Raw genomic sequence first — 19819 nt, 5'->3', positions numbered from 1 at the left:
TAGGTGATAACGCACTTGTGTACCTCCGTCCCCGAGGCCTGCTCTCAGCAGAACCCTTCGGAAGGCGAAGCGCCGTCCTTGAAAAAACACCCTACGCTCAGCGGAAATATTTTTCGAAAGCTGCAGCCTCAGCGATACACAATCGCAAAACTGCCGTCCGCGCGCGTTTCGAAGCCAAGACCGAAGGTGCCTGCTACCTGCCGAGCGAAGCTTTCCGGATCCGATCGCCTGAAGGCGCCGGTGACTTTCATGGGACGCGTCGATGATGCCTCGTAGAGGACAGGAGTGGGAGCAGTCCGGTTGAAGACAGCAACGGCCTGACCGATTTCCACGCCGTCGAGAACAAGCATGTCGTTGGGCCACTGGCTGTCGGCAGCAACGATCGGCGTGGGATCTCCGACAGAACCACGTTCGATCGCGATTTTCCGGCCCGCGGTCAGTTCTTGTCGCTTGCGACCATGCCCTCCGCTGGCATCTCTCACTTCGACAGCGCCCTGTAACAGAGCGACCCTCACAAACGTCTGCGCCAGTTCGACGTCAAAGAGGGTTCCGTGCGCAATCACCCTCGCCGCCCCTGCCTCGACCACGAACGGCCGCGCCTTTTCGTGTGCCACGGAGAAGCGCGCCCTCCCGGCAAGCAACCGCAACCGCCGCTGCTGCCCATCGAAGGAAATCTGCATCCGCGCGCCCCGATCCAGGATTATCGTCGACCCGTCCGGAAGAGATACATGCCGTGGGGGCTCCTCCAGCGATGCCACTTCCATCCGGGAGACCGCGTCCGGCACGTCCCAACTGCGATGCATGAGAATGGGAACGAGCACCCCCAGCAGTATGAGGCCGGCCGCAGCAGCTGCATATTTGCGGAGCGAAGTTCGCAGCAGCCATGGCTTTGCGATACCGAGATCCCTGTTCCTGACAGTCCCTGTGCTGGCAAGAAACATGGTCGTGTCGAATGACCGCACCCTGCGCTCATACGCTTCAGCATGCGCGGGAAAAGCACGCCATTCATCGAACTCGGCACGGAAGCTTTCTGCGTCCGATCGCCGCATCCGAATGAACCAGTCGTCGGCTTCCTGCTCGAGGCTCATTCCACCCCCATTGTTTTCCTGCCCGGCATCATGGCTCGAGCCTTCGAGTGACATGCCCGATCGCCCGGCTCATGTGCTTCTCGACGGTCTTTACGCTCAGCCCCGTCCGCGCCGCAATCTCTCCGTAGGTAAAGCCGTCGAAGCGGTGAGCGAGGAAGATTTCGCGCGTACGCGGCGCCAGTTCCGCCATGATCGCCTCCAGCCGGGCAAGCATGTCACGAGCCTCGGATGAGGCGACGCCATCAACGTCGGCGATCGGGATGTCATCCGAACACACACGGAGGTTTGCACAGCGACGCCGGTCGTAACGCGCCTCGCTCCGGATCAGATTGATCGTCGCCTGACGCAAATATGCGTCGGGCGCCTCTACTTCCAACGGATTTGCCTGCCCCCTGGCCGCGAGCCGTGCGAAGAGCTGCTGGACGATGTCCGGAGCACGATCAGGCTGGGTGTGACGCATGGCAAAGCGCACAAGCTTAGCGCAATGGGAACGGTAGAGCCGGTCGATCCAGTTTCCTTTCGGGAATTGAACCCGATCTTCAGGTGGCAGAGGGTCACCGTCCGCGATCCTTGGCGGGCAATCCTCATCGATATTCAGGCGCATAAGATCGCCCCACCTGTCACGAAACAGGTTTCGACCGCGCGCATCAAGGGCGCGCTCATCTTGCCCAAATCCACGGGCAGCTCTCCAGCCGGAGACCGCACGGCGAACGCCGGGCGGGGCCAACATTTGGAATCGATTACCGGCGCCTTTAGCCTGAGGCCTGGACATTCGCGCCAGCGGCCCGGATGCACGCACCGAGCGATTTTTCCTACAAGGCTGTTGGTTCGCCTTCACGCCCTCTGAAGGCGCATTTGCAATCATACGTATGGCACGCACCAAGGCAAGCCGCAGTTTTGATGAAAAATGCCGGGCGTGAGGGATTACCACTGTCTTGAGACAATGGGCCAAGACCTTTAGTCACAGCAAGACCTGAACATACGTCCCGGCCACCCGGACAATTCCAGACCGTTCGGCGACGCTATCAATTCTGATGTCAGCTTCCGTTGCCACCTTGTGCGACACAAAACGCCGTCAACATTTTTGAGCTTGGATCGCCGCCCCGACCAACAATACCATGCCACTCAAGACGGAGAACACAGAATTAAATTTTTGAAGCCCCTCGCAGGAAACGCCGTCATGCATTTGCACTGCTGAATTGAGTAGCGCTTGGTTTTTCGGGCGCCTCTTCATTTTCATAACAGTGAATGCTGAATGCAGCCTAGCGAGTGAATGGCAATGCCGCCCAACCGCATTGCCCCGTGCAATTGGGCGCGTACGCCGCGTAAGCTGGCTGCAATGACTGCGGCGTAAGCGAGGACTGGGCAAGGTCGAAACGTTCGACCGACGTCGAAGCCGGAATTGCACTTGTTAACGACATAATTATGGCAAATCGCGCCATGAACATAATTCGCCCTCCAGTTTATATTTTACCCTTTCAACATACAATGTCATTCTTAAGATTATTTATCTAATATTTTTCTATCAAACACATAATTCCAAATATGCAATATTCAACGTCAGTAAAATGCCCCTTCAATCATAAATTTCATACACTTCACTTAATTTCAAAATTCCGGCAATTTAGGTTACGCAAAGGTCAACACGGTAAGCGCAGTGGCGAGAGCGACAACCCATGCTTGAAACGGCCAAAGGAGATACTTCGGTGCGTGCCGCAACTCCATGAACTCACGCCCGACCACAGTCACCTTAGCAAACGCGACAATTAGGATCACACAGCGAGCGGTGCCATCACGGCCAACGATCATCGTTTCAAACGACAAGAAGGTGGCTGCGACCAAAATCGTCCATACAAGGATTGCGCGATTGTACAGAATTGAAGCCATCAAGACTCACCTCACAGCAAGTACAGCAACGCAAAGAGAACGATCCACAAAAGATCGACCATATGCCAGAAAACGCCGCCGCCTTCGATGAGCGCTATGCTGCCGCGTAACTGACCGGACGAGTCGATCTGCGATGCCGCAAAACACAGAACACCGATGCCGATCAAGACATGAACCAAATGAATACCGGTAAACATATAGTAATATATCGAGAATGCGTTGGTATTGAGAGTGAAGCCCTCCGCTATTTTAGACGAGTACTCGACGGCCTTCACCACGACAAAACCTGTTCCCAGCGCAATCGCGCCAAGCAGAAAGCGGCGTGCGCGCCGATCGCCTTTGCGAACAGCCGCAACGGCCCGAACCACGCAAAGGCTGCTGGTCAAGAGGAGTAGCGTGTTGAGCAAGCCGAGTTGGCGATTGAGCAATCGCTGGGATGCTTCGAAGAGAGCAGGTTCCTGCCGGTGGGCGACGGCATAGGTTAAAAAAAACACTGCAAAAACTATGAGGTCACCAGCAATAAATACCCAAACTCCTTCTTCGCCCGGTATACGGCCACCAGAAAACCCTGTCTCTGGTATTGTCTTTCGTTTGTCCGTCATTCGCCGTCCAATGCGCCGCGTTTGATCGCCGCCAGCATGGCTAAGATCATGACGTTGAACCAAATGCCGAAAACGACCGCCGGAAGCCAAAAGGCAAGAACGCCATTCCAAGCAAAGGGGCCCGATTTGAACAAACCGACCGCAAGACCTGGCAGCAACAAAACACCAGTCCAGAGATTCACGTAGCCCAGCCATCGCGGAAGGGTCGGCTGCGACTTCCGATCCTGCAAGATCACGACACCAGTGACAATGTTCTGCACGAACGCCGGGACGGCGGGCATAACGAACAAAAAGAAGGCGATGTCGCTCAACAAGGCGATTTCGGCGTCGGGCCGATCCGGCCGGTAAGCGGCTACTGTGAAGAAAAGCCCTGCAAAGAACAGGGTTACAAAACCATAGGCAACGATCATCACGAACGACCAGGTTAGCGGAGACACCGGCCCCTCTATCCTTTTCATGAATGTCGCCACCGCGCCGAGAAATGGGAAGAACAGGACCGAAGACGAGGTTATGAGTATGCCGCCGACCAATATCCCTGTCTGATGATCACGATAGTATTGCGCAACTTGTGCGTAAGGCATGGCTGGCGCCAGTGGAGGGAACAAGTGTGCAACCGGCCAGATACCCAGGAACATCATTGTCCCGGCAATCGCCCCCATGTAAGTGCACAGTTTCATTGTGGTGCCCTGGCTGCCCATCACGCCTCCCCGGATTTCTTGCAGTTGATCATGGGAAGTACCGGTGCGAAAATCACCCGCCCGAGGATAGGGTGTGTCGGCTCAGGAAACTTACCCTCGGGGAAGGGCTTCTCCTAAGAAGTCCTTCAAATGGCCATCTATTTGATGCATCCGCGCCACGATCCGCTCTATCGCATCCGCCCTCCTTTCAACCGTTCGCACGAGCGGCCCCTTGGACACTTACATCCTGCAAGTCCGCACGGGGTCGTAGAAGCGACTGAAAATCGGACGGCTAGCCCGCTGTAAGAGCGAAAATGTGCACCATGTAACGCGCCCCTAAACGCATCGCTGCAATCTTGCGACCTCTCACCCAGTCCGCATTTCTCGCAGCGGAAACCTTGCCCAACCCAATGGAAACGAGACTGCCCCACCCTTCGATAGGTAGCCCTGCGGCAGACCGTCAGTAGACTGCAAGAAAATTGGAGTCGGCAGGGAGATGGAAATGAAAAAGGCGATTTGCAGGGTATTGCTCGGTTCGAGCGCCTTGATGATCTGTTCGGGACAGGCCTGGGCGGAAGAGGATAATGCTCCGGCGAATACCCCTGGCGCACTCGGCTCGGGGGAGATTATCGTCACGGCTCGACGGACCTCCGAGCGATTGCAGGACGTTCCGGTTGCAGTCGCGGCGTTTGACAGCACCGCTCTCCAACGCTCGACCGTGCAGGAACTATCGGATGTCCGGACAATCGCCTCGGGCCTGAACTTCAATTCGGAAGGTGGGAAAAGCACCACCAACGTGAGTTTGCGCGGTGTAGGGCAGCTTCCAGTTGGGCTTACCACGCCGGGCGTAGTGACCTATTTCAATAACATCGCGATTCCCAGCCTCGGGTCGAGCATCCCCACGTACGACATCGCAAACGTGCAGGTTCTCAAGGGTCCGCAAGGCACACTGTTCGGCAAATCGACGCTCGGTGGCGCGATCCTCGTCAATACCGTTCAGCCGGACCTGTATGATTTCGGGGGCTACGTGAAAGGCACGTATGGCCGCTGGAATTACTGGGCGATCGAGGGAGCGGTCAACATCCCGATCGTGTCGGAAAAGATCGCATTGCGGGTTGCCGGCCAGATCCGGCGTCAGGACCCCAGGATCCGCTCGCTGGACGCAGACTTCTTCGCTCTGCCTGAAGTGAAGGCTCTGGGCGCAACAGATCCGAAAGCTAACAGCTATCCAGGCTTCGAGAACATCAAGAACGACAGCGTTCGCGTATCGCTTACGATTGCCCCCACCGAGGGGATCACGAACACGACGGTTGCAGAATATTTCAAGGCCGACGAACTGGCATCGGGTCTCTACTTATACAAAGCAGATTTCGCGCCTCTCCAGTCCTCCGCTTTCCTGCCGCTCATGGGCAGCGCCAGTCGGGCTGCCACGGCAGTTCAGCTTGCCAGCCTCGCCGAAACTTACGCACAGGCGCACCCTCGAGGCGCATTCGACGGAGGGATCGACGGAGGTCGCGCTTACCGAAAGTCGATCGCGGTCGTCAACACAACCGACGTTGAGCTGAGCGACAACTTCTCTCTTCGAAACATCTTCGGTTATCGCAAGAATACCAACAATCAGTCGATCAATACCGCCGCTGTCCCGGTTCTGGATCAGGGCGGATTTGCAAACCCGTTCCTAGGCGGACTGGTCACACAGCCGTTTATTACCTATTATGCAGAACAACGGTATGTTCGTGACTATATCGACAACGATTTCCAACTTATCTATAAGGGCACCGGCGGACTGAACGGGATTCTCGGCGTCTACTATAGTGTGGACGGCCCTGCGGGACCATCGGGCGACCAATTCACCGTATTCTCTTCCCTTGGCCGCGTTCCGCCAACGACTACTCACGTGAAGAATCAAAGTCTCGCGGTGTACGGCCAGTTTGGCATCCCGCTGACCGATAAGCTGAATTTCAACGTTGGCGGCCGCTACAGTTGGGACAAGTCGCAATTCTGCTACAATCCGGGCAATACAGCGACGTTCGCCTCGGTCGATTTCTCGCAGTGCAAGCAGAATATAGCCGATCGCATGGGTACGCCGACAGAATTCAGCGACGGCTTTGGTCGGGCAGCGGTCAAGGACAACTATCCTACATGGACTGTCGGATTTGACTACAAGATCAGCCCTGATTTCATGGTCTATATCACCAGCCGCCGCGGCGTTCGCCCCAAGAATCTCAATTTCCCCCTGTTCGAATCTGCTCCGGTCACCTGCCCATCCAAGGCCTACTCGATGTCCTGCGTGGATCTGCGTGGCTACCAGACAATCAAGCAGGAACGGGTCACGGACGTCGAAATCGGTGAGAAGCTGAGCTTCAATGTGGCCGGCGCACAAGGGCGGCTCAATGTCGCAGCTTTCTATTCGCGTTACGACAACGCCACGCAGTTCCTGTCGAATTCCGGCAACTTCCTGTTTCCTCGCGGAACCCTGGACGCGCCGCCTTCCTCGATCATCATCAATGCGGCCGATCTCAACATCTATGGTGTGGAGATCGACGCCAGCGTGTCCCCGGACCGCAACCTGACTCTGGGCTTCAACGGAGCCATAACGAAGACGGACGTGGCGAAGCTGCTGCCGATCAATACGAATGGCGAACTCGGGCCAAACGTCGGATCATTCGGCGCAGATCAAATCAACAAGCTGACGCCGACTTTCTCCGGAACGGTCACGGCAAGCTGGATAACGCCGATCCATCCGGCAAGCGCCGATGTCGTCGTCAGCGGTGATCTGTATATGACTGCTGATTACGGCGGCCAACAAGGCTATCAGCTGAAGGGCTACTCCCTCGCCAATGGTCGTATCGACGTCAAGGGAATTGCCGGCACAGGGCTCGATCTGGGCTTTTATGTCAAGAACCTGTTTGACGTTCAGTACCAGGCAGGCGTTTCGGTCATTCTGCCGAATGCTCCTTACAACAGCCTCTACCTCGGGCCGCCGCGCACCTGGGGCGTCGAAGCGAGCTACAGGTTCTGATAGCCAGAACGACTACGAAGGGGCGGATGCGATCCGCCCCTTTTGCCTTTGAATTGACCTGCAGGCGCCGGGACCTTCTCGGCAGCAAAAGTATTATTCCGATACAGGAGAGTGGCGATGAAGACCGGTGGCGTAATCGGGTTGGGATCGATAGGCGGAGGAGTTGCCATATGCCTTCAGCGATCCGGGCAGCTTGCAGCGATCTATGACGTTCAGGCGGCAGCCGCGGATCGCGTAAAGGGGGCGCCCGCAATTTCTCCGAGCCCCCGCATCTTGGCCGAGGCTTGCGATTGCGTACTGATTGCAGTCCTCAACGGCGAGCAGACCCTTGCAGTCCTGTCCGGACCGGACGGCGTCCTTGCGGCGAACAAACCCGGCCAGACTGTCATTCTTCTGTCAACGATCAACATGGCAGATCTCGCCAGCGCGCAGGCGATGTGCAAGGATGCCGGCGTTGTACTCATCGACTGCGGGGTCACGAACGGACCAAAGTCTGCCGAAAACGGCCTCATTTGCATGGCCGGCGGCGAAGACGACCATCTTGCGGCGGCCAAACCCGTATTTGACGGATTCGCGCAACAAGTCCTTCACATGGGCGGGCCGGGAGCCGGTATGGCTGCCAAGATCGCTCGCAACACCACCTATTTCGGCTGCATGAGGGCGGGTTACGAAGGGGCGGTTATCGCGCGCAACTACGGCGTCAGCCTCGATCAGCTCACTCTCGCCCTGTCAGGCGACCCGACCGCTGGCGGCGGGCTCGAGGGCGCCCTTTCCATGGCAAAACGTCCTGAAGCAGCCGGCAATGCCGATGAGACAAAGCTGCGCGAATATTTCCAGATGCTCATGATAAAGGATCTGGAGGTCGCAATTGCAGAGGCTGCTCGCTTCGGCGTCCGTCTTCCCATGGTAGAACTGATCCGGGAGAACGCTGCTTCCACATCGGGACTGGAATATCCACTCGGCCAACCAATCGACGCCTGATATACGCCCCTAACCAGGCCGCGGGCAACCTGGCGGATGTAGCATTGCGCATTCGCCATATTCGTCACGCGGTCTGACCGGAGCAGCCGAAGCGCTGAAATACAAGGCGCCAGGAAGCGACGCGGGGAAACCTATCAAAATTTCGTCCCCATCGCCGGCTCCGCCGTGCAGGAATATCCAGCGCCCAGCAGCAGGGCGAATGAGAGCCATTCAAACTCTGTGCTCGTTTACGCACGCTGCTGATTTTACTCAAGAACTGGCAAACGCCTACTGACCTAGCTGCAACGCGCCAAGCTCCGGTTTGCAGCGAACAGGGGTCCTTCGCCTATCTTATGGAAGGTTGCGCGCACCAAGCATTGACGCATTTCCCGTCATCTGATCGCGGCGCGACACAGGACTAGGCGCTTCGGTAAACCAGAATGGTCGCGCTCAGATGAGCGGTCTGGCCGACGGGGCAAAGACGATTTCGGAGAAGATTTGATGGCGAGCGCACCCACACAAGAAATTCCGCCCCACGTACCGGCCGAGATGGCAAAGTGGTTGCCCTATTTCGCTCGTGAGGAAGTGAAGGAGTGCCCTCAGGAAACGCTCATTCCCGAGATGCACCGCACCCTGGGACCCATTACGTATGTCACCAACATCTTCCCCGGAGACAAGCCCGGCTGGCTGCTCACCGGCTATGATGACACCATGGCCATGCTGCGCGATCCCGACAATTTCACCAAGAACGGCATGGGCCAGTGGTCCCAGAGCATCGGCGCAGACTGGTTGGTCGTGCCCACGGAGGTGGACCCTCCCATGCACAGTTTCTACCGCAAGGCCCTGAACCCCCAATTCTCGCCGCAGAAGATGGCCGCGATGAAAGACGAGCTGCGGCGACGCGCTAGCGATCTCATCGGGGCATTCAAAGACCGCGGCCACTGCGATTTCGTGAACGAATTTTCCGAACGCTACCCAATCTTCATCGTTCTCGACCTCCTGGGACTTCCGCAGGAACGGATGGCAGAGTTCCTGGTCTGGGAAAAGGAGATGTTGCACACCAATGACTGGCAGGTGCGCAGCAACGCGGTGCGCCAGGTCGTGGCATATCTGCAGTCCGAGATCGATGCTCGCCGCCGTAATCCTCAGGACGACTACATCACCAAGATATTCGATTTCGAAGCCGAAGACGGTCGCAAGTGGAATAACGAAGAGGTCCTCGGCCATTGCTTCAATCTTTTTCTCGGCGGTCTCGACACGGTCACGACCATGCTGGGCAATATCTTCGCACATCTCGCACGGCATCCCGATCAGCAGCAGGAACTGCGCGACAATCCTGACCGGATGGTCCTGGCGGTTGAGGAGTTTCTTCGGGTCTACGGGCCGGTTACGGCATTCCGCATCGCCTCGCGCGAAATCGAGATTCACGGACAGAAGATCATGCCGGGCGAATATGTGTCGGTCAGCACGCCCGTCGTGAACCAGGATCCGAAGATCCATGAAAACCCGGCGGAAGTCCGCTTCGATCGCAAGGCCGCGCATGTGGCTCTCGGAGGGGGTATCCATAAATGCCTGGGCATGCATCTCGCCCGGCTCGAACTCCAGAATGCCCTGGAATTATTCTTGAAGGAAATTCCGCAGTTTCGCTTGAGGGACGGTTTCGAACTGAAATATTTCGTAGGAAATATCACTTTCGTGCCGCGTCTCGAGCTTCAGTGGGAATAACCGGCGCAGTACGTTATTGAAGCAATACGCTGCGCGCAAACCGTTCCGGCTACAAGTCCTGCCTCGAGACTGGCGCAGCTCATGCGATCTACAGCAAACCGGAATGGCATATTGTGCCATTCCGGTAATTGTGGGCAGCCTGTTTACACTAGCCCCAAGGGCAGATCATACCCCTTTCGTGACCCGCACACGGGTGCTGAGAATTGTTGCGCGCCCCAAAGTCTTAAGACTGCCGCGGACGATAAAGCAGGATTGTGGCCTGGAATGCGTTACCGCGCCTGCCCCCCATTTTCCGGGGCAGGAGGCGGTTGCCCCAATGCTGTCATCTCTCTGAAGGCAATTGTCGGGTAAATGGCGTGCAAACCTTCCGCCCCCGGGACATAAGGTGCGCCGACCTTTCCTCAGACAGGTGGGCATACCGCGCCAGCATGTTCATTTGGCGGCATGCTGCAAAAAATCTACGATTATATCATTGTCGGCGCCGGATCTTCCGGCTGCGTTCTGGCAAACAGGCTGTCTGCCGATCCAGCCGTTTCGGTGCTGCTTGTAGAGGCGGGCCCCGACGACAGGAGTCCTCTGATAAGGATGCCACGAGGCATCGGCAAACTGCTTGCCCCTGGAAACCCGCATGTCTGGGACTATCAGGTATCCCCGGGCGGGAACGCATCACCTGAAGTGTGGCTCAAGGGCCGAGCGGTTGGCGGTTCAAGTTCCGTCAATGGTATGGTTTATGTCAGGGGCGCTCCGGCCGACTACGACGCCTGGGAACGAGCGGGCTGTGATGGCTGGGGCTGGACGGAAATGGGCCGGCATTTCGTCGAACTCGAAGACCACACGCTTGGTGCCAATGAATGGCGCGGCGCCGGCGGTCCACTGAAGGTCAGTGTTCATCCCGCCGGCGATCCGCTTTGCGAAGCGTTTCTGAAGGCCGGTGAGCAAGCCGGAATTCCTCGGGTCGCAGACATGAACGACATCCCTTCGGTCACCGAAGGCGGTATGGGCTACCAGCCGACCACGACGCATAATGGCAAACGCTTTTCAGCTGCGCGCGCATTTCTGAAACCCGTGCGTGGGAGAGCCAATCTCGACGTTACGCCCGGCACCGATGTCCTGCGCATCCTGTTCGAAGGCAAACGGGCCTGCGGCATTGTCGCGCGCAAGGCCGGCCAGACTTTCGAGGTGCAAGCACGGCGCGAAGTAATCGTATGTGCGGGTGCGATCCAGAGTCCGAAACTTCTGCAGCTCTCGGGCATCGGCCCACGCCGCCTGCTGGAGGGGCTGGGTATTCCGGTCCTGGTCGATGCACCGGGGGTGGGCGCCAATCTGCAGGAGCACCGATATCTGGGTTTCACTTTCCGGGTTCGCGGCCAAAGTCTGAATCAGCGACTGTCGGGCGCTGGTCTGGTCGCATCGTTCCTTCGCTACCTGTTTGCCTCGAGCGGTCCCCTCACCCATTCAGCGCACGAAGTTGGCGGCTTCATCAAGACAGAAGCGCAGCTCGAGCGACCCGACGCACAAGTGGGCTTGGGGCTCTATTCGTTTCATACCGATGAAAAAGGCGCGGTCGTTCTTGACCCATTTCCCGGCCTGACGGTGATCGCATACTACATGAGGCCCGACAGTCTGGGCGAAGTGAGAATTACCTCGGCAGATCCCGATGCTGCGCCTGCCATCGATGCCAATCACCTTGCGAGCGCCAATGATCGTGAGCGGTTCCTGGCTCTGTTCAGGTGGCTGCGCAACCTTGCCCGGCAGCCGGCCTTGCGGGACTGGATTATCGAGGAAACCGGCGCCACGGCGGGCCTCGAAACCGACGAGGACATCCTCGCGAATGCAATCGGGCTTGGTGGCACATCGTTCCACATCTGCGGGACCTGCCGGATGGGAAGCGATACGGGTGCAGTGCTCGACCCGCAGCTGCGCGTTCGCGGCGTCACCGGTCTACGGGTCGTGGACACATCGATCATGCCAACCATTGTGTCGGGCAATACCAACGCGCCGGCCATGGCGATCGCTCTCAACGCCGCGGAAATGATTTTGCGGCCCCAGCAGGATGATGGACTTTGACTATTCCCTTCACCAGTTTCGATGGTCTCTACATCGACGGCGCCTGGGCCGAAGCCGCCGGCGATCGGGACGACATCCTCAATCCGGCAACCGAGGCGGTAATCGGCCGTGCACCCGTGGGCGATAGCATCGCGGCACACGCAGCCATCGCCGCGGCGCGAGATGCATTCGATAACGGTGTATGGCCCCGCATGGCGATGGCCGAGCGGGCGGAATACCTTCGCAAGATGCATGCCGCACTGGATGGTCGTCGAGCCCAGATCGCGACGCTAATCGTGGCAGAGGTCGGCTGTTCGCAAGGCGTCACCCATACGATGCAGGTCGGCAATCCACTCGACCATTTGCTTGCCGCCCTGAACCACTCTACACGGGACGATAGTGTCCGGTTGCCGATCGACGTGACCGCCGATCCATTTGATCCCCAGGGCCCAAAGAAAATCGGCGGCACGACGGTAGTCCGCGAACCGGTTGGCGTCGTTGCAGGTATTACCGGCTACAATTTCCCTTTCCTGCTCAACCTGGCGAAAATCGTACCTGCCTTGCTGGCGGGCAACACGCTGGTGCTCAAGCCGTCCCCATTTACGCCCTTTTCCGCTCTCCTGTTCGGTGAGATCGCGCAAGAAATCGGGTTGCCAAAGGGCGTGCTGAATATCGTTACCGGTGGACCGGATGTGGGATCGCTGTTGACTACCGACCCGCGCGTCGATCTTGTCAGTTTCACGGGATCAGAAACCGTGGGCGCTGCGATCATGGCGCAGGCGGCCCCGACCTTGAAGCGCGTTCATCTGGAACTCGGCGGCAAGTCGGCGCTGATCGTCAGACATGATGCCGATATTGCCCGAACCGCGGCAATGGCCGCCGCTGTCTTGTCGGTCAATGCTGGACAAGGATGCGCTCTGCTCACGCGGCTTCTGGTGCACAACAGTGTGCGGGCCAAATTCGTCGAGGCCGTCTGCGCTGTCGTGCGCCAGTTCAGGATCGGCGACCCCAGCGATCCAACGGTGACGATGGGCCCGCTGATCCGCGAGAGCCAGCGTAGCAAGGTCGAACGCATGATCGCCCAGGCCCGCGATCAAGGCGCAAGGCTCGTTCACGGCGGCGGACGGCCGGCGGGGCTCGACAAGGGCTATTTTACGGAGATCACGATCTTCGACGATGTCGACAACCAGATGAACATCGCGCAGGAGGAAGTCTTCGGGCCCGTCGGCTGCGTGATCGGTTTCGACAGTGATGACGAGGCCATCCGCATCGCCAACGATTCCAGATACGGTCTCAACGGCGGCATCGAGACGGCTGACGCTGCCAAAGGGTATGAGATGGCAATGCAGATTCGCGCAGGCAGCGTCATGCTGAATGGCGGGACCGGGCGGATGACTTATGCGCCGATCGGGGGTTACAAAAGGTCAGGTATCGGCCGTGAGTATGGTCCGGATTGGCTTCACGAATACCAGAACCAGAAATCCGTGTTCTACCCAATCGGTCGCTAGAGCGTTTTCTAATCCGGTGGAACCACCTGATGACTCGGAAAACGCGCCAAACCAGAAGTTTAGAGCGGTTGATCCGATGCAGTCGGATCAACCGCTCTAGGCTGGAAAATTCGCTATCGGAACGCGCAGAGTATTAGGCTTTATGGCTGATACTCCTGAGCATCCGGGTGGCCCAACAAGGCTTCCCGGACGCTCAGCTGTCATGCCGATGCGCTATCCCATTGAAGATGAAGATCGGGCACGTGCAAGATGTTGCCGACGTAATAGGGGACTTTGAAGCCGTCCTTGATTCTGAATTCGGGCAGCGTCGTCACAAACTCCTCCACTGCTATCTGCAACTCCAGCCGGGCGAGATGCATGCCCAGGCATTTGTGGATGCCGCTTCCCAATGACATGTGCGCCGCCTTGCGGTCGAACCGGATTTCCTGCGGTTGATCGTAAAATACCGGATCGCGACCCACGACCGGCGAACTGAAGGCCACATAGTCTCCAGGCATGATCTTTTGGCCGTGAATTTCGATCTCCTTGGTCGCGATGCGAAACACGGTGACAGGTGCGAAGGCGCGCAGGAACTCCTCAACAGCCAAAACGATGAGCGAAGGATCGGTTCGGAGTTCGTTCTGCTTTTCCGGATGCGATGCCAGATAGTTGAAGATGTTGCCCAGCAGGGACGTGACCGTATCGAGGCCGCCGATGTAGAGATTGAAGCAGTGCCCCAAGACCTCGTCATCATTCCAGGGCCGCCCGTCTACTTCGAAGTCGAGCACCTTGGTGATGTAATCGTCGCGTGGCTGCTCGCGCCTCGCTGCGATTTCCTCGAGCAGGTAGGCCTTTACCTTTCGCACGGCATTTCCGCGCACTTCCCAGTCGTTGGAATGGAGCAGTTCCTTTTCCCATTTCAGGAACTCGGTCATTCGTCCCTGCGGCAGGCCCAAAAGGTCGAGGACGATGTAGATGGGAAACTTCTCCGAGAAGTCGGCAATGAAGTCGCATTGTCCCCGCTCTCGCAAGGCGCCGATGAGAGACCGCGCGCGTTCACGGACCTGTTCCTTCATTGCAAACATCTTCTGCGGCGCGAAATGGCCGTTCAGCGCCTTGCGGTACTGGGTATGGATCGGCGGATCGGCTTCCGTTGGGATCACGAGCCAGTCTTCACCAATATTCTGAGCCCATTTTCCCATGCCGTTTTTGGTGAAGTTGTCCGGATCGCGGAGCATCGCCTGAACATCTTCGGCGTTTTTCAGCAGCCAGCCGGGTTGATCCCCCGGAAAAATGTTAGTGACGTAAGAGACGGGCGGAAGCTCGGCGTGCATTGCCGGGATCAGAACTTCCTGCGGATTTTCATAGACGACCTTGCGCGCAAAGAGAGGCAGCGTGAACGCCAATTCGGCCGGAACATGGGCGGGGAGCGAGGATTTGGCGAGTGAAGTCATGGTATTCTCCAGAGCTCAACGGAAAGTGGCAACCCTTGCCAAAGATGGGTGCGTCGCCCGCTGCACGGATGCGAATGCGGCGGGGCGGAATATCCGCAGCCAATGGAGGCCACGAAAATGGGCGACGCAATCACTCCGGATCTTGAGCAGGCGATCAGGGACAACTACCGGTTGTGGAACGAAGGCAAGCGCGAAGAGCTCGATGCGCTTTTTCGCTCGCTCGGGCCCCAAGGTTTCACGATCGAATATGTCGGATCCTCCGCAGTCGACGGCCCCACCGCGATGGCCGCCATGTGGAAGGAATACGGGGGCAAATGCACCACCGAACTTTTGGATGTGATAGTCAATGGAACGGAAGGCGCCGCCTATGTCGCCAATCACCTTCAGACCGATAGCGGCACGGTCAGATTGACCAGCCTCGAGACCTACAAAGTTGCCGGCGGCCGGTTGGCTATCAGATACTTCCATCGGACTGCCCTGTAGAAGCTTCCTGGTCCGAATGCGGGTTTTTGGCATCGATCAGTCCGCTGCCTGCATGAAGGCAAGCAGATCCGCATAATGCGGCTGATGGACAAGGCCGCCGCCAGAAATGGAGATGTTCTCACCCGTAATGTAGCGAGCCTCGTCGGACGCCAGGAACGCCACAAGCGCAGCGATGTCTTCAGGTGTTCCGAAATTGGGCGTCAATATATGCCGCTGGATGATCTCCTTGAGACCCGGCACCGTCTTTTCCAGCGCTTCGGTCAGCACGACACCGGGGGCCACGCTGTTGCAGCGAATGTTGTCGCGTCCGTGCTGCGTCGCGATGTACCGCGTCAGCCCAATGATACCGGCTTTGGATGAACCGTAGGCGATACGGGCCAGATCTCCTGCCGAGCCTGAATTCGAGGCGGTATTGATGATCGAGCCGCCGCCACCAGCCACCATGTGCGGAATCGCGTATTTGCATCCGAGCAGGTAGCCAGTGAGATTGATGTCGAGGATCTCGCGCCATATCTCGATCGGGATATCGACTGCGGTCGTATCCTGCGGGCTTTTGACCGGATCCGTCATGGCCGCATTATTGTGAAGTATGTCCAACTTGCCAAAGTGCGCGACTGTCTTGTCGACCATGGCCTTGACCGACTTCGGCGCGGCCGCATCGAACTGCAGGGCGAGTGCCCTTTCTCCCAAAGATGCAGCAGTGCGCGCCGCGGCCTCTTCGGAAACATCTGCGACGACGACCAGCGCGCCTTCCTCAACGAACCGCCGCGCAACACCCGTACCGATGCCGCCGCCGCCGCCAGTCACAATTGCGACCTTGTTTTCTAGCCGTTTCATCTCTCACAATTCTCCCGGACGTGTACGAGGGGACCAAGTTGTCCCCTCGCTTACTCAATAGTTCGCCTCGACGCGGCCGATCAGTAGTTAAACGTCAATTCCACCCCATAGGTCGCCGGTTGCCCGACATAGGCTGCGACAATTCCAAGGGTTCGATAGAGATCCGGGAATCTTCGCAGCAGATACTTGTTGTTGGTGATGTTCCGTCCGTAGACGGCTATTTCGATGTCGGGGTTGTCGAACTGGTAGGCGATCCGGCCGTTGAAGACACCATATCCCGGCACGCGTCCGAGGCTGTTCTCAGTGTCGTAGGCGGCCTTGGTCGCAGCGGATGCCTGATCGGCCGCCCTCACCGCGTCGAAATGCTGAGCCCCAATATAGGAATAGGCGCCCGTAACAGCGAAGCTGCCCGCACCCAGCGGAACTTTCTGGGTCGCGCTGACGTTGAGCTGCTCCTTGGGCAGCTGCAGCAGCGGCAATCCGCTCAGGTCGACAACACAGCCGTTTGTCACGCCCGATCCGTTGGTACAGCCACTGCCCGGGACAACCTGAATTTCGTTAAATGTGCCCTTGACGTACTTGCCGTCCTGAAGCGACCCGTTGAGGCTGACGGTCATACCCTTCCAGGGAACCGCAGTTGCTTCGGCCTCGACACCCCAGATCCGCACCTTGCCGTTGTTCTGGATATACTGCGTAACGCCAATCCCGGGAACGAAGCTGTTGACGATCGCCTGGTTGTCGCTCTTCCAAGTATGGAAGACCGCCGTATTGAAGCGCAGATGCCGATCGAAGAGATCCACCTTCAGACCTCCTTCGACATCCTTCACTTTTTCCGGCGAGAATGCCGGTAGCCCGCCTGCCCGCAGGTTCCAGCCGCCGGCCTTCGCCGCGCCGCGTGTCGCGACATACAGGAAGAGATCGTCCGTTGCCTGCCAGTCGAGACCGAGGTTCCATGCAGGATAGTGGAACTTGGCATTCTGGTCCTGATTACAGGTCGTGGCCGTGACCGGTTCTGTGGGAGTGACCGTGCAATTGATCCCGGTGGGCGTGCCTGCGACCGGCACGTCATAGGGCAGGCCATATACCTGGGCATTGTGCAAAACACTGTCCCTGGTGTCCCACGTGTAGCGGAAGCCACCGACGGCGCGCAGGCTCGAGGTCAGCTCCAGGTAGGCTTGCGCAAACAAGCCGAACGTCTTGTTGGTAACGTCCGCATTGGAATCGCGAATGAGGCCGCCGAAGATCTGGGATCGACTGAACTCGTAGCCGCTTTCTTTCCCGGCGTAGGCACCGGCGATGAAGCTGAGCCCGTCCGTTACATTACCCGAAACCTGGAGTTCCTGGGAAAGGTAATAGGACCCCGATCCAGCGAAGGTCCCGAGCAAGGGAACCGCGGTACCATCGGTATCGCTCAGGCCGTAGTTCATCGAATGACGATAGCCAGTAATGGACTTCAGATTGAGTTGGCCCAGTTCGACATTAACGGTGCCGGAAAAACCGTATACTTCCAGAGTGTTGAACGGCTGCACCCCATAGAGAGCTTGCGCCTGCGGCGTGAGTCTGCCAATACCTGCCGGCACCGAGGTACCGGTAGCGGCATTGTCCCACCAGTTGTCCTTGGTCAGCAGACCTGCGGTGAGACCCGGCTGAAAGGGAGCCGGGACAATTGCGGGATTGAAGGTCCAAAGAGCAATCTGCTGCCCGCTGTTTCGCTGGCGGTTCCAGTCGCCGGAAAGAGTGACGTCCCAGCCATTACCAATGTACTTGAGTTTACCGCGCAGGAATTTGCTGTTGTTGTCAGCAAAATCCCGACCTGTAAGTGGATTGTTCCCGTAGCCATCGCGATCGTTGATCGCGCCGCTGACGCGGATCGCCAACCCTTCGGCCAGGGGGAGGTTGATCGTGGACTGAACACCGAGGTTGTTGTAGTTTCCAAACTCCGCCTTGAATCTGCCTTCGCGTTGGTCGGTTGGATCCTTGGTGATGATGTTGATAGCTCCGCCGGTCGTGTTCCGCCCGAAGAGCGTGCCCTGAGGTCCACGCAGCACCTCAAGGCGCTCGACATCCTGGATGTCGGTCATGCCGGTCGAAGGGCGCGGAATGTAGACACCGTCGACGTATGTCGCCACTGCCGGATCGTTGGCGAGGATCGGTTGAAGGTTTCCTTGTCCGCGAATGGCCACGAACACGATGCCATCGCCGCCCGCCGAACCGCGGCCGATCACCAGGCCGGGCGCCGTACGTTGAAGATCCACGACGTTTTCGACTTTGGCAGTCGTCAGTGCCTGGGAACTGAGCGCCGTTACGGCAATCGGCGTGGTCTGAAGACTCTCCTCGATCCGGCGAGCCGTAACGATGATGTCCTGGATCCCGGTAGTTTCGTTTGATTGTGTTTGCTGCGCGTGTGCGGGTTGCCCCCACGCAGCAATCAACGCGCCTGTCGCTATAGTCGCCAGTATGACAGCCTTGGTCATCCGTTCCTCCCACGTCGTTTTTGTTTTGCTCCGTGCCTGTTTCGGCACGTTGACGCGGGGAGGAGCCTAAGCGCGGGAGATTTTCCTCCATAGTGGTTGCGGAGTTAATGACTGCGGCGCGACATGTTTTGGCCGTCGCTCGATATGTTCAGGCGTCTGTCAGTGAACCTGCCGCGGCTGGCAGCGAAAGTCCTTGGGCGTTTGGCCGGTCGCCACACGGAACGCGGCCGAAAAAGCCGAGGTGCTGCTGAAGCCGCAGCGCCAGCTGATCTCCTTGATCCGCGTGCCGTCGCCGCGCAGCAGTTCCTTGGCGAGAGCAATCCGACTGCGCGCAACGAATTCCCCCAGACTTACGCCGGTACCGTCCTTGAACACGCGCGCCACGTGCCGCACGCTCATATTGCAACCGCGAGCGATGTCAGCAACTCCGAGCGGCGCCGCCAGATTATCCATCACATAGTCGACGATATGGCGCACTTGCCGTGTACTACGTGGGCTGCCGGCGCCGAATTCCTGTGTACTCACATGCCGAACCAGTTCCACGGCAAGTCCCATGAGCATGGATTCGATCAATGCCTGGCTTGCGAATCCGGGTACACGAAGCTCTGCCGCCAGCCCCTCGAAAAAGCGCCGCATCGCGATATTTTGAACATCGGCACAAGGTTCCAGCCCGTGGAAGGGGCGTTCGCCATCGAAAAGTTCTTCGAGGAATGCCTCGCCGAGCGCGACGCAAACGAGATGACGTTCCTGCAGGGCCGGCTCACCCACGTACTGACGGTGAGGCGGCATGTAGAGCATGTCGCCACTCGCCACGAACCCGTCCGAACGCCCCATCGAAAGCATGCTGCGACGAGGCTGGGTATTGAGGGAATAGTCGAGGTAATGCTTTTCAGGGCTGAACACGCCGCTGCAGGGCCGCACCCAATTGAAGTGCCGGATATCGACGCGGGCATCGTTCACCGATGCCAACGCTTCGATGTAGAAATCATCGACGCCGAACCTGTCCTGGCCGGTCCAATCGCTCTCCGGACGAAACATCGTTACCTCTGCCTCTTCTCTTTTTTTATGAGGGCATCA

The 19819-nt window shown here is 58.1% G+C and carries 15 protein-coding genes; 6 read left to right on the top strand and 9 right to left on the bottom strand.

The window, feature by feature from the left end; all coding sequences use genetic code 11:
- Nucleotides 1-128: 128 nt before the first annotated feature.
- The 5 genes from ACZ1JC_RS07065 to ACZ1JC_RS07045 form a co-directional block, all read right to left on the bottom strand.
- Complete coding sequence (locus tag ACZ1JC_RS07065; RefSeq protein WP_465138648.1) at nt 129-1142, bottom strand: FecR family protein; 1014 nt, start codon at nt 1140-1142, stop codon at nt 129-131.
- The gene (locus ACZ1JC_RS07060; protein ID WP_465138649.1) at nt 1117-1692 is read right to left on the bottom strand and encodes an RNA polymerase sigma factor; all 576 of its coding nucleotides are present in this window, start codon (nt 1690-1692) and stop codon (nt 1117-1119) included. Before ACZ1JC_RS07060 ends, ACZ1JC_RS07065 begins: the two co-directional genes overlap by 26 nt.
- A gap of 1025 nt (nt 1693-2717) precedes the next feature.
- Nucleotides 2718-2975, bottom strand: a complete 258-nt coding sequence (locus ACZ1JC_RS07055; RefSeq protein WP_465138650.1) for a cytochrome C oxidase subunit IV family protein — start codon at nt 2973-2975, stop codon at nt 2718-2720.
- 11 nt (nt 2976-2986) lie between these two features.
- Entirely contained in the window at nt 2987-3577 is a 591-nt protein-coding gene (locus ACZ1JC_RS07050; protein WP_465138651.1) for a cytochrome c oxidase subunit 3, read from the bottom strand.
- Nucleotides 3574-4275: a hypothetical protein gene (locus tag ACZ1JC_RS07045; RefSeq protein ID WP_465138652.1), complete on the bottom strand. Its 702-nt coding sequence runs from the start codon at nt 4273-4275 to the stop codon at nt 3574-3576. The genes ACZ1JC_RS07050 and ACZ1JC_RS07045 overlap by 4 nt, the downstream gene beginning before the upstream one ends.
- A 481-nt stretch (nt 4276-4756) precedes the next feature.
- On the opposite strand from ACZ1JC_RS07045, the gene ACZ1JC_RS07040 reads away from it, so the two are divergent.
- The 5 genes from ACZ1JC_RS07040 to ACZ1JC_RS07020 all read left to right on the top strand — a co-directional run bounded on the left by ACZ1JC_RS07040 (nt 4757) and on the right by ACZ1JC_RS07020 (nt 13515).
- Nucleotides 4757-7276 carry a TonB-dependent receptor gene (locus ACZ1JC_RS07040; protein WP_465138653.1) on the top strand — a complete coding sequence of 840 codons (2520 nt, stop codon included), beginning with the start codon at nt 4757-4759 and terminating at the stop codon, nt 7274-7276.
- A gap of 117 nt (nt 7277-7393) precedes the next feature.
- On the top strand, nt 7394-8257 hold the full coding sequence (locus ACZ1JC_RS07035; RefSeq protein ID WP_465138654.1) for an NAD(P)-dependent oxidoreductase: 864 nt from the start codon (nt 7394-7396) through the stop codon (nt 8255-8257).
- 480 nt (nt 8258-8737) lie between these two features.
- Entirely contained in the window at nt 8738-9961 is a 1224-nt protein-coding gene (locus tag ACZ1JC_RS07030; RefSeq protein ID WP_465138655.1) for a cytochrome P450, read from the top strand.
- A 444-nt stretch (nt 9962-10405) separates the two neighbouring features.
- Entirely contained in the window at nt 10406-12028 is a 1623-nt protein-coding gene (locus ACZ1JC_RS07025) for a GMC family oxidoreductase (RefSeq protein WP_465138656.1), read from the top strand.
- Nucleotides 12025-13515 (top strand): aldehyde dehydrogenase family protein, encoded by a 1491-nt coding sequence (locus tag ACZ1JC_RS07020; RefSeq protein ID WP_465138657.1) that lies wholly within the window; start codon nt 12025-12027, stop codon nt 13513-13515. The genes ACZ1JC_RS07025 and ACZ1JC_RS07020 overlap by 4 nt, the downstream gene beginning before the upstream one ends.
- A 200-nt stretch (nt 13516-13715) precedes the next feature.
- On the opposite strand, the gene ACZ1JC_RS07015 is transcribed toward ACZ1JC_RS07020, so the two are convergent.
- Entirely contained in the window at nt 13716-14948 is a 1233-nt protein-coding gene (locus ACZ1JC_RS07015; RefSeq protein ID WP_465138658.1) for a cytochrome P450, read from the bottom strand.
- A 117-nt stretch (nt 14949-15065) separates the two neighbouring features.
- Here ACZ1JC_RS07015 and ACZ1JC_RS07010 point away from each other — a divergent pair, with 117 nt between their 5' ends.
- The gene (locus ACZ1JC_RS07010) at nt 15066-15431 is read left to right on the top strand and encodes a hypothetical protein (protein WP_465138659.1); all 366 of its coding nucleotides are present in this window, start codon (nt 15066-15068) and stop codon (nt 15429-15431) included.
- Between the two features lie 36 nt (nt 15432-15467).
- Here the strand turns inward: ACZ1JC_RS07010 and ACZ1JC_RS07005 are convergent, their stop codons facing one another.
- The 3 genes from ACZ1JC_RS07005 to ACZ1JC_RS06995 form a co-directional block, all read right to left on the bottom strand.
- The gene (locus ACZ1JC_RS07005; RefSeq protein WP_465138660.1) at nt 15468-16268 is read right to left on the bottom strand and encodes an SDR family NAD(P)-dependent oxidoreductase; all 801 of its coding nucleotides are present in this window, start codon (nt 16266-16268) and stop codon (nt 15468-15470) included.
- Between the two features lie 80 nt (nt 16269-16348).
- On the bottom strand, nt 16349-18742 hold the full coding sequence (locus ACZ1JC_RS07000; protein WP_465138661.1) for a TonB-dependent receptor: 2394 nt from the start codon (nt 18740-18742) through the stop codon (nt 16349-16351).
- Nucleotides 18743-18901: 159 nt separating this feature from the next.
- Nucleotides 18902-19702, bottom strand: coding sequence for a helix-turn-helix domain-containing protein (locus tag ACZ1JC_RS06995; protein ID WP_465148495.1), 801 nt, complete (start codon nt 19700-19702; stop codon nt 18902-18904).
- Nucleotides 19703-19819 lie beyond the last annotated feature (117 nt).

It is taken from the genome of Sphingomonas sp. BL-S-28 (assembly GCF_055521515.1).
Note: the sequence above shows the minus strand (reverse complement) of the source record. Positions and strands in the feature narration are given on the sequence as shown.

What these genes read in the sequence shown, in the direction of transcription:
- ACZ1JC_RS07040 (WP_465138653.1), top strand. Translation starts at nt 4,757, where the DNA reads ATGAAAAAGGCGATTTGCAGGGTATTGCTCGGTTCGAGCGCCTTGATG.
- ACZ1JC_RS07035 (WP_465138654.1), top strand. Translation starts at nt 7,394, where the DNA reads ATGAAGACCGGTGGCGTAATCGGGTTGGGATCGATAGGCGGAGGAGTT.
- ACZ1JC_RS07050 (WP_465138651.1), bottom strand. Translation starts at nt 3,577, where the DNA reads ATGACGGACAAACGAAAGACAATACCAGAGACAGGGTTTTCTGGTGGC.
- ACZ1JC_RS07010 (WP_465138659.1), top strand. Translation starts at nt 15,066, where the DNA reads ATGGGCGACGCAATCACTCCGGATCTTGAGCAGGCGATCAGGGACAAC.
- ACZ1JC_RS07015 (WP_465138658.1), bottom strand. Translation starts at nt 14,948, where the DNA reads ATGACTTCACTCGCCAAATCCTCGCTCCCCGCCCATGTTCCGGCCGAA.
- ACZ1JC_RS07005 (WP_465138660.1), bottom strand. Translation starts at nt 16,268, where the DNA reads ATGAAACGGCTAGAAAACAAGGTCGCAATTGTGACTGGCGGCGGCGGC.
- ACZ1JC_RS07000 (WP_465138661.1), bottom strand. Translation starts at nt 18,742, where the DNA reads ATGACCAAGGCTGTCATACTGGCGACTATAGCGACAGGCGCGTTGATT.
- ACZ1JC_RS07060 (WP_465138649.1), bottom strand. Translation starts at nt 1,692, where the DNA reads ATGCGCCTGAATATCGATGAGGATTGCCCGCCAAGGATCGCGGACGGT.
- ACZ1JC_RS07045 (WP_465138652.1), bottom strand. Translation starts at nt 4,275, where the DNA reads ATGGGCAGCCAGGGCACCACAATGAAACTGTGCACTTACATGGGGGCG.
- ACZ1JC_RS07055 (WP_465138650.1), bottom strand. Translation starts at nt 2,975, where the DNA reads ATGGCTTCAATTCTGTACAATCGCGCAATCCTTGTATGGACGATTTTG.
- ACZ1JC_RS07025 (WP_465138656.1), top strand. Translation starts at nt 10,406, where the DNA reads ATGCTGCAAAAAATCTACGATTATATCATTGTCGGCGCCGGATCTTCC.
- ACZ1JC_RS07065 (WP_465138648.1), bottom strand. Translation starts at nt 1,142, where the DNA reads ATGTCACTCGAAGGCTCGAGCCATGATGCCGGGCAGGAAAACAATGGG.
- ACZ1JC_RS07030 (WP_465138655.1), top strand. Translation starts at nt 8,738, where the DNA reads ATGGCGAGCGCACCCACACAAGAAATTCCGCCCCACGTACCGGCCGAG.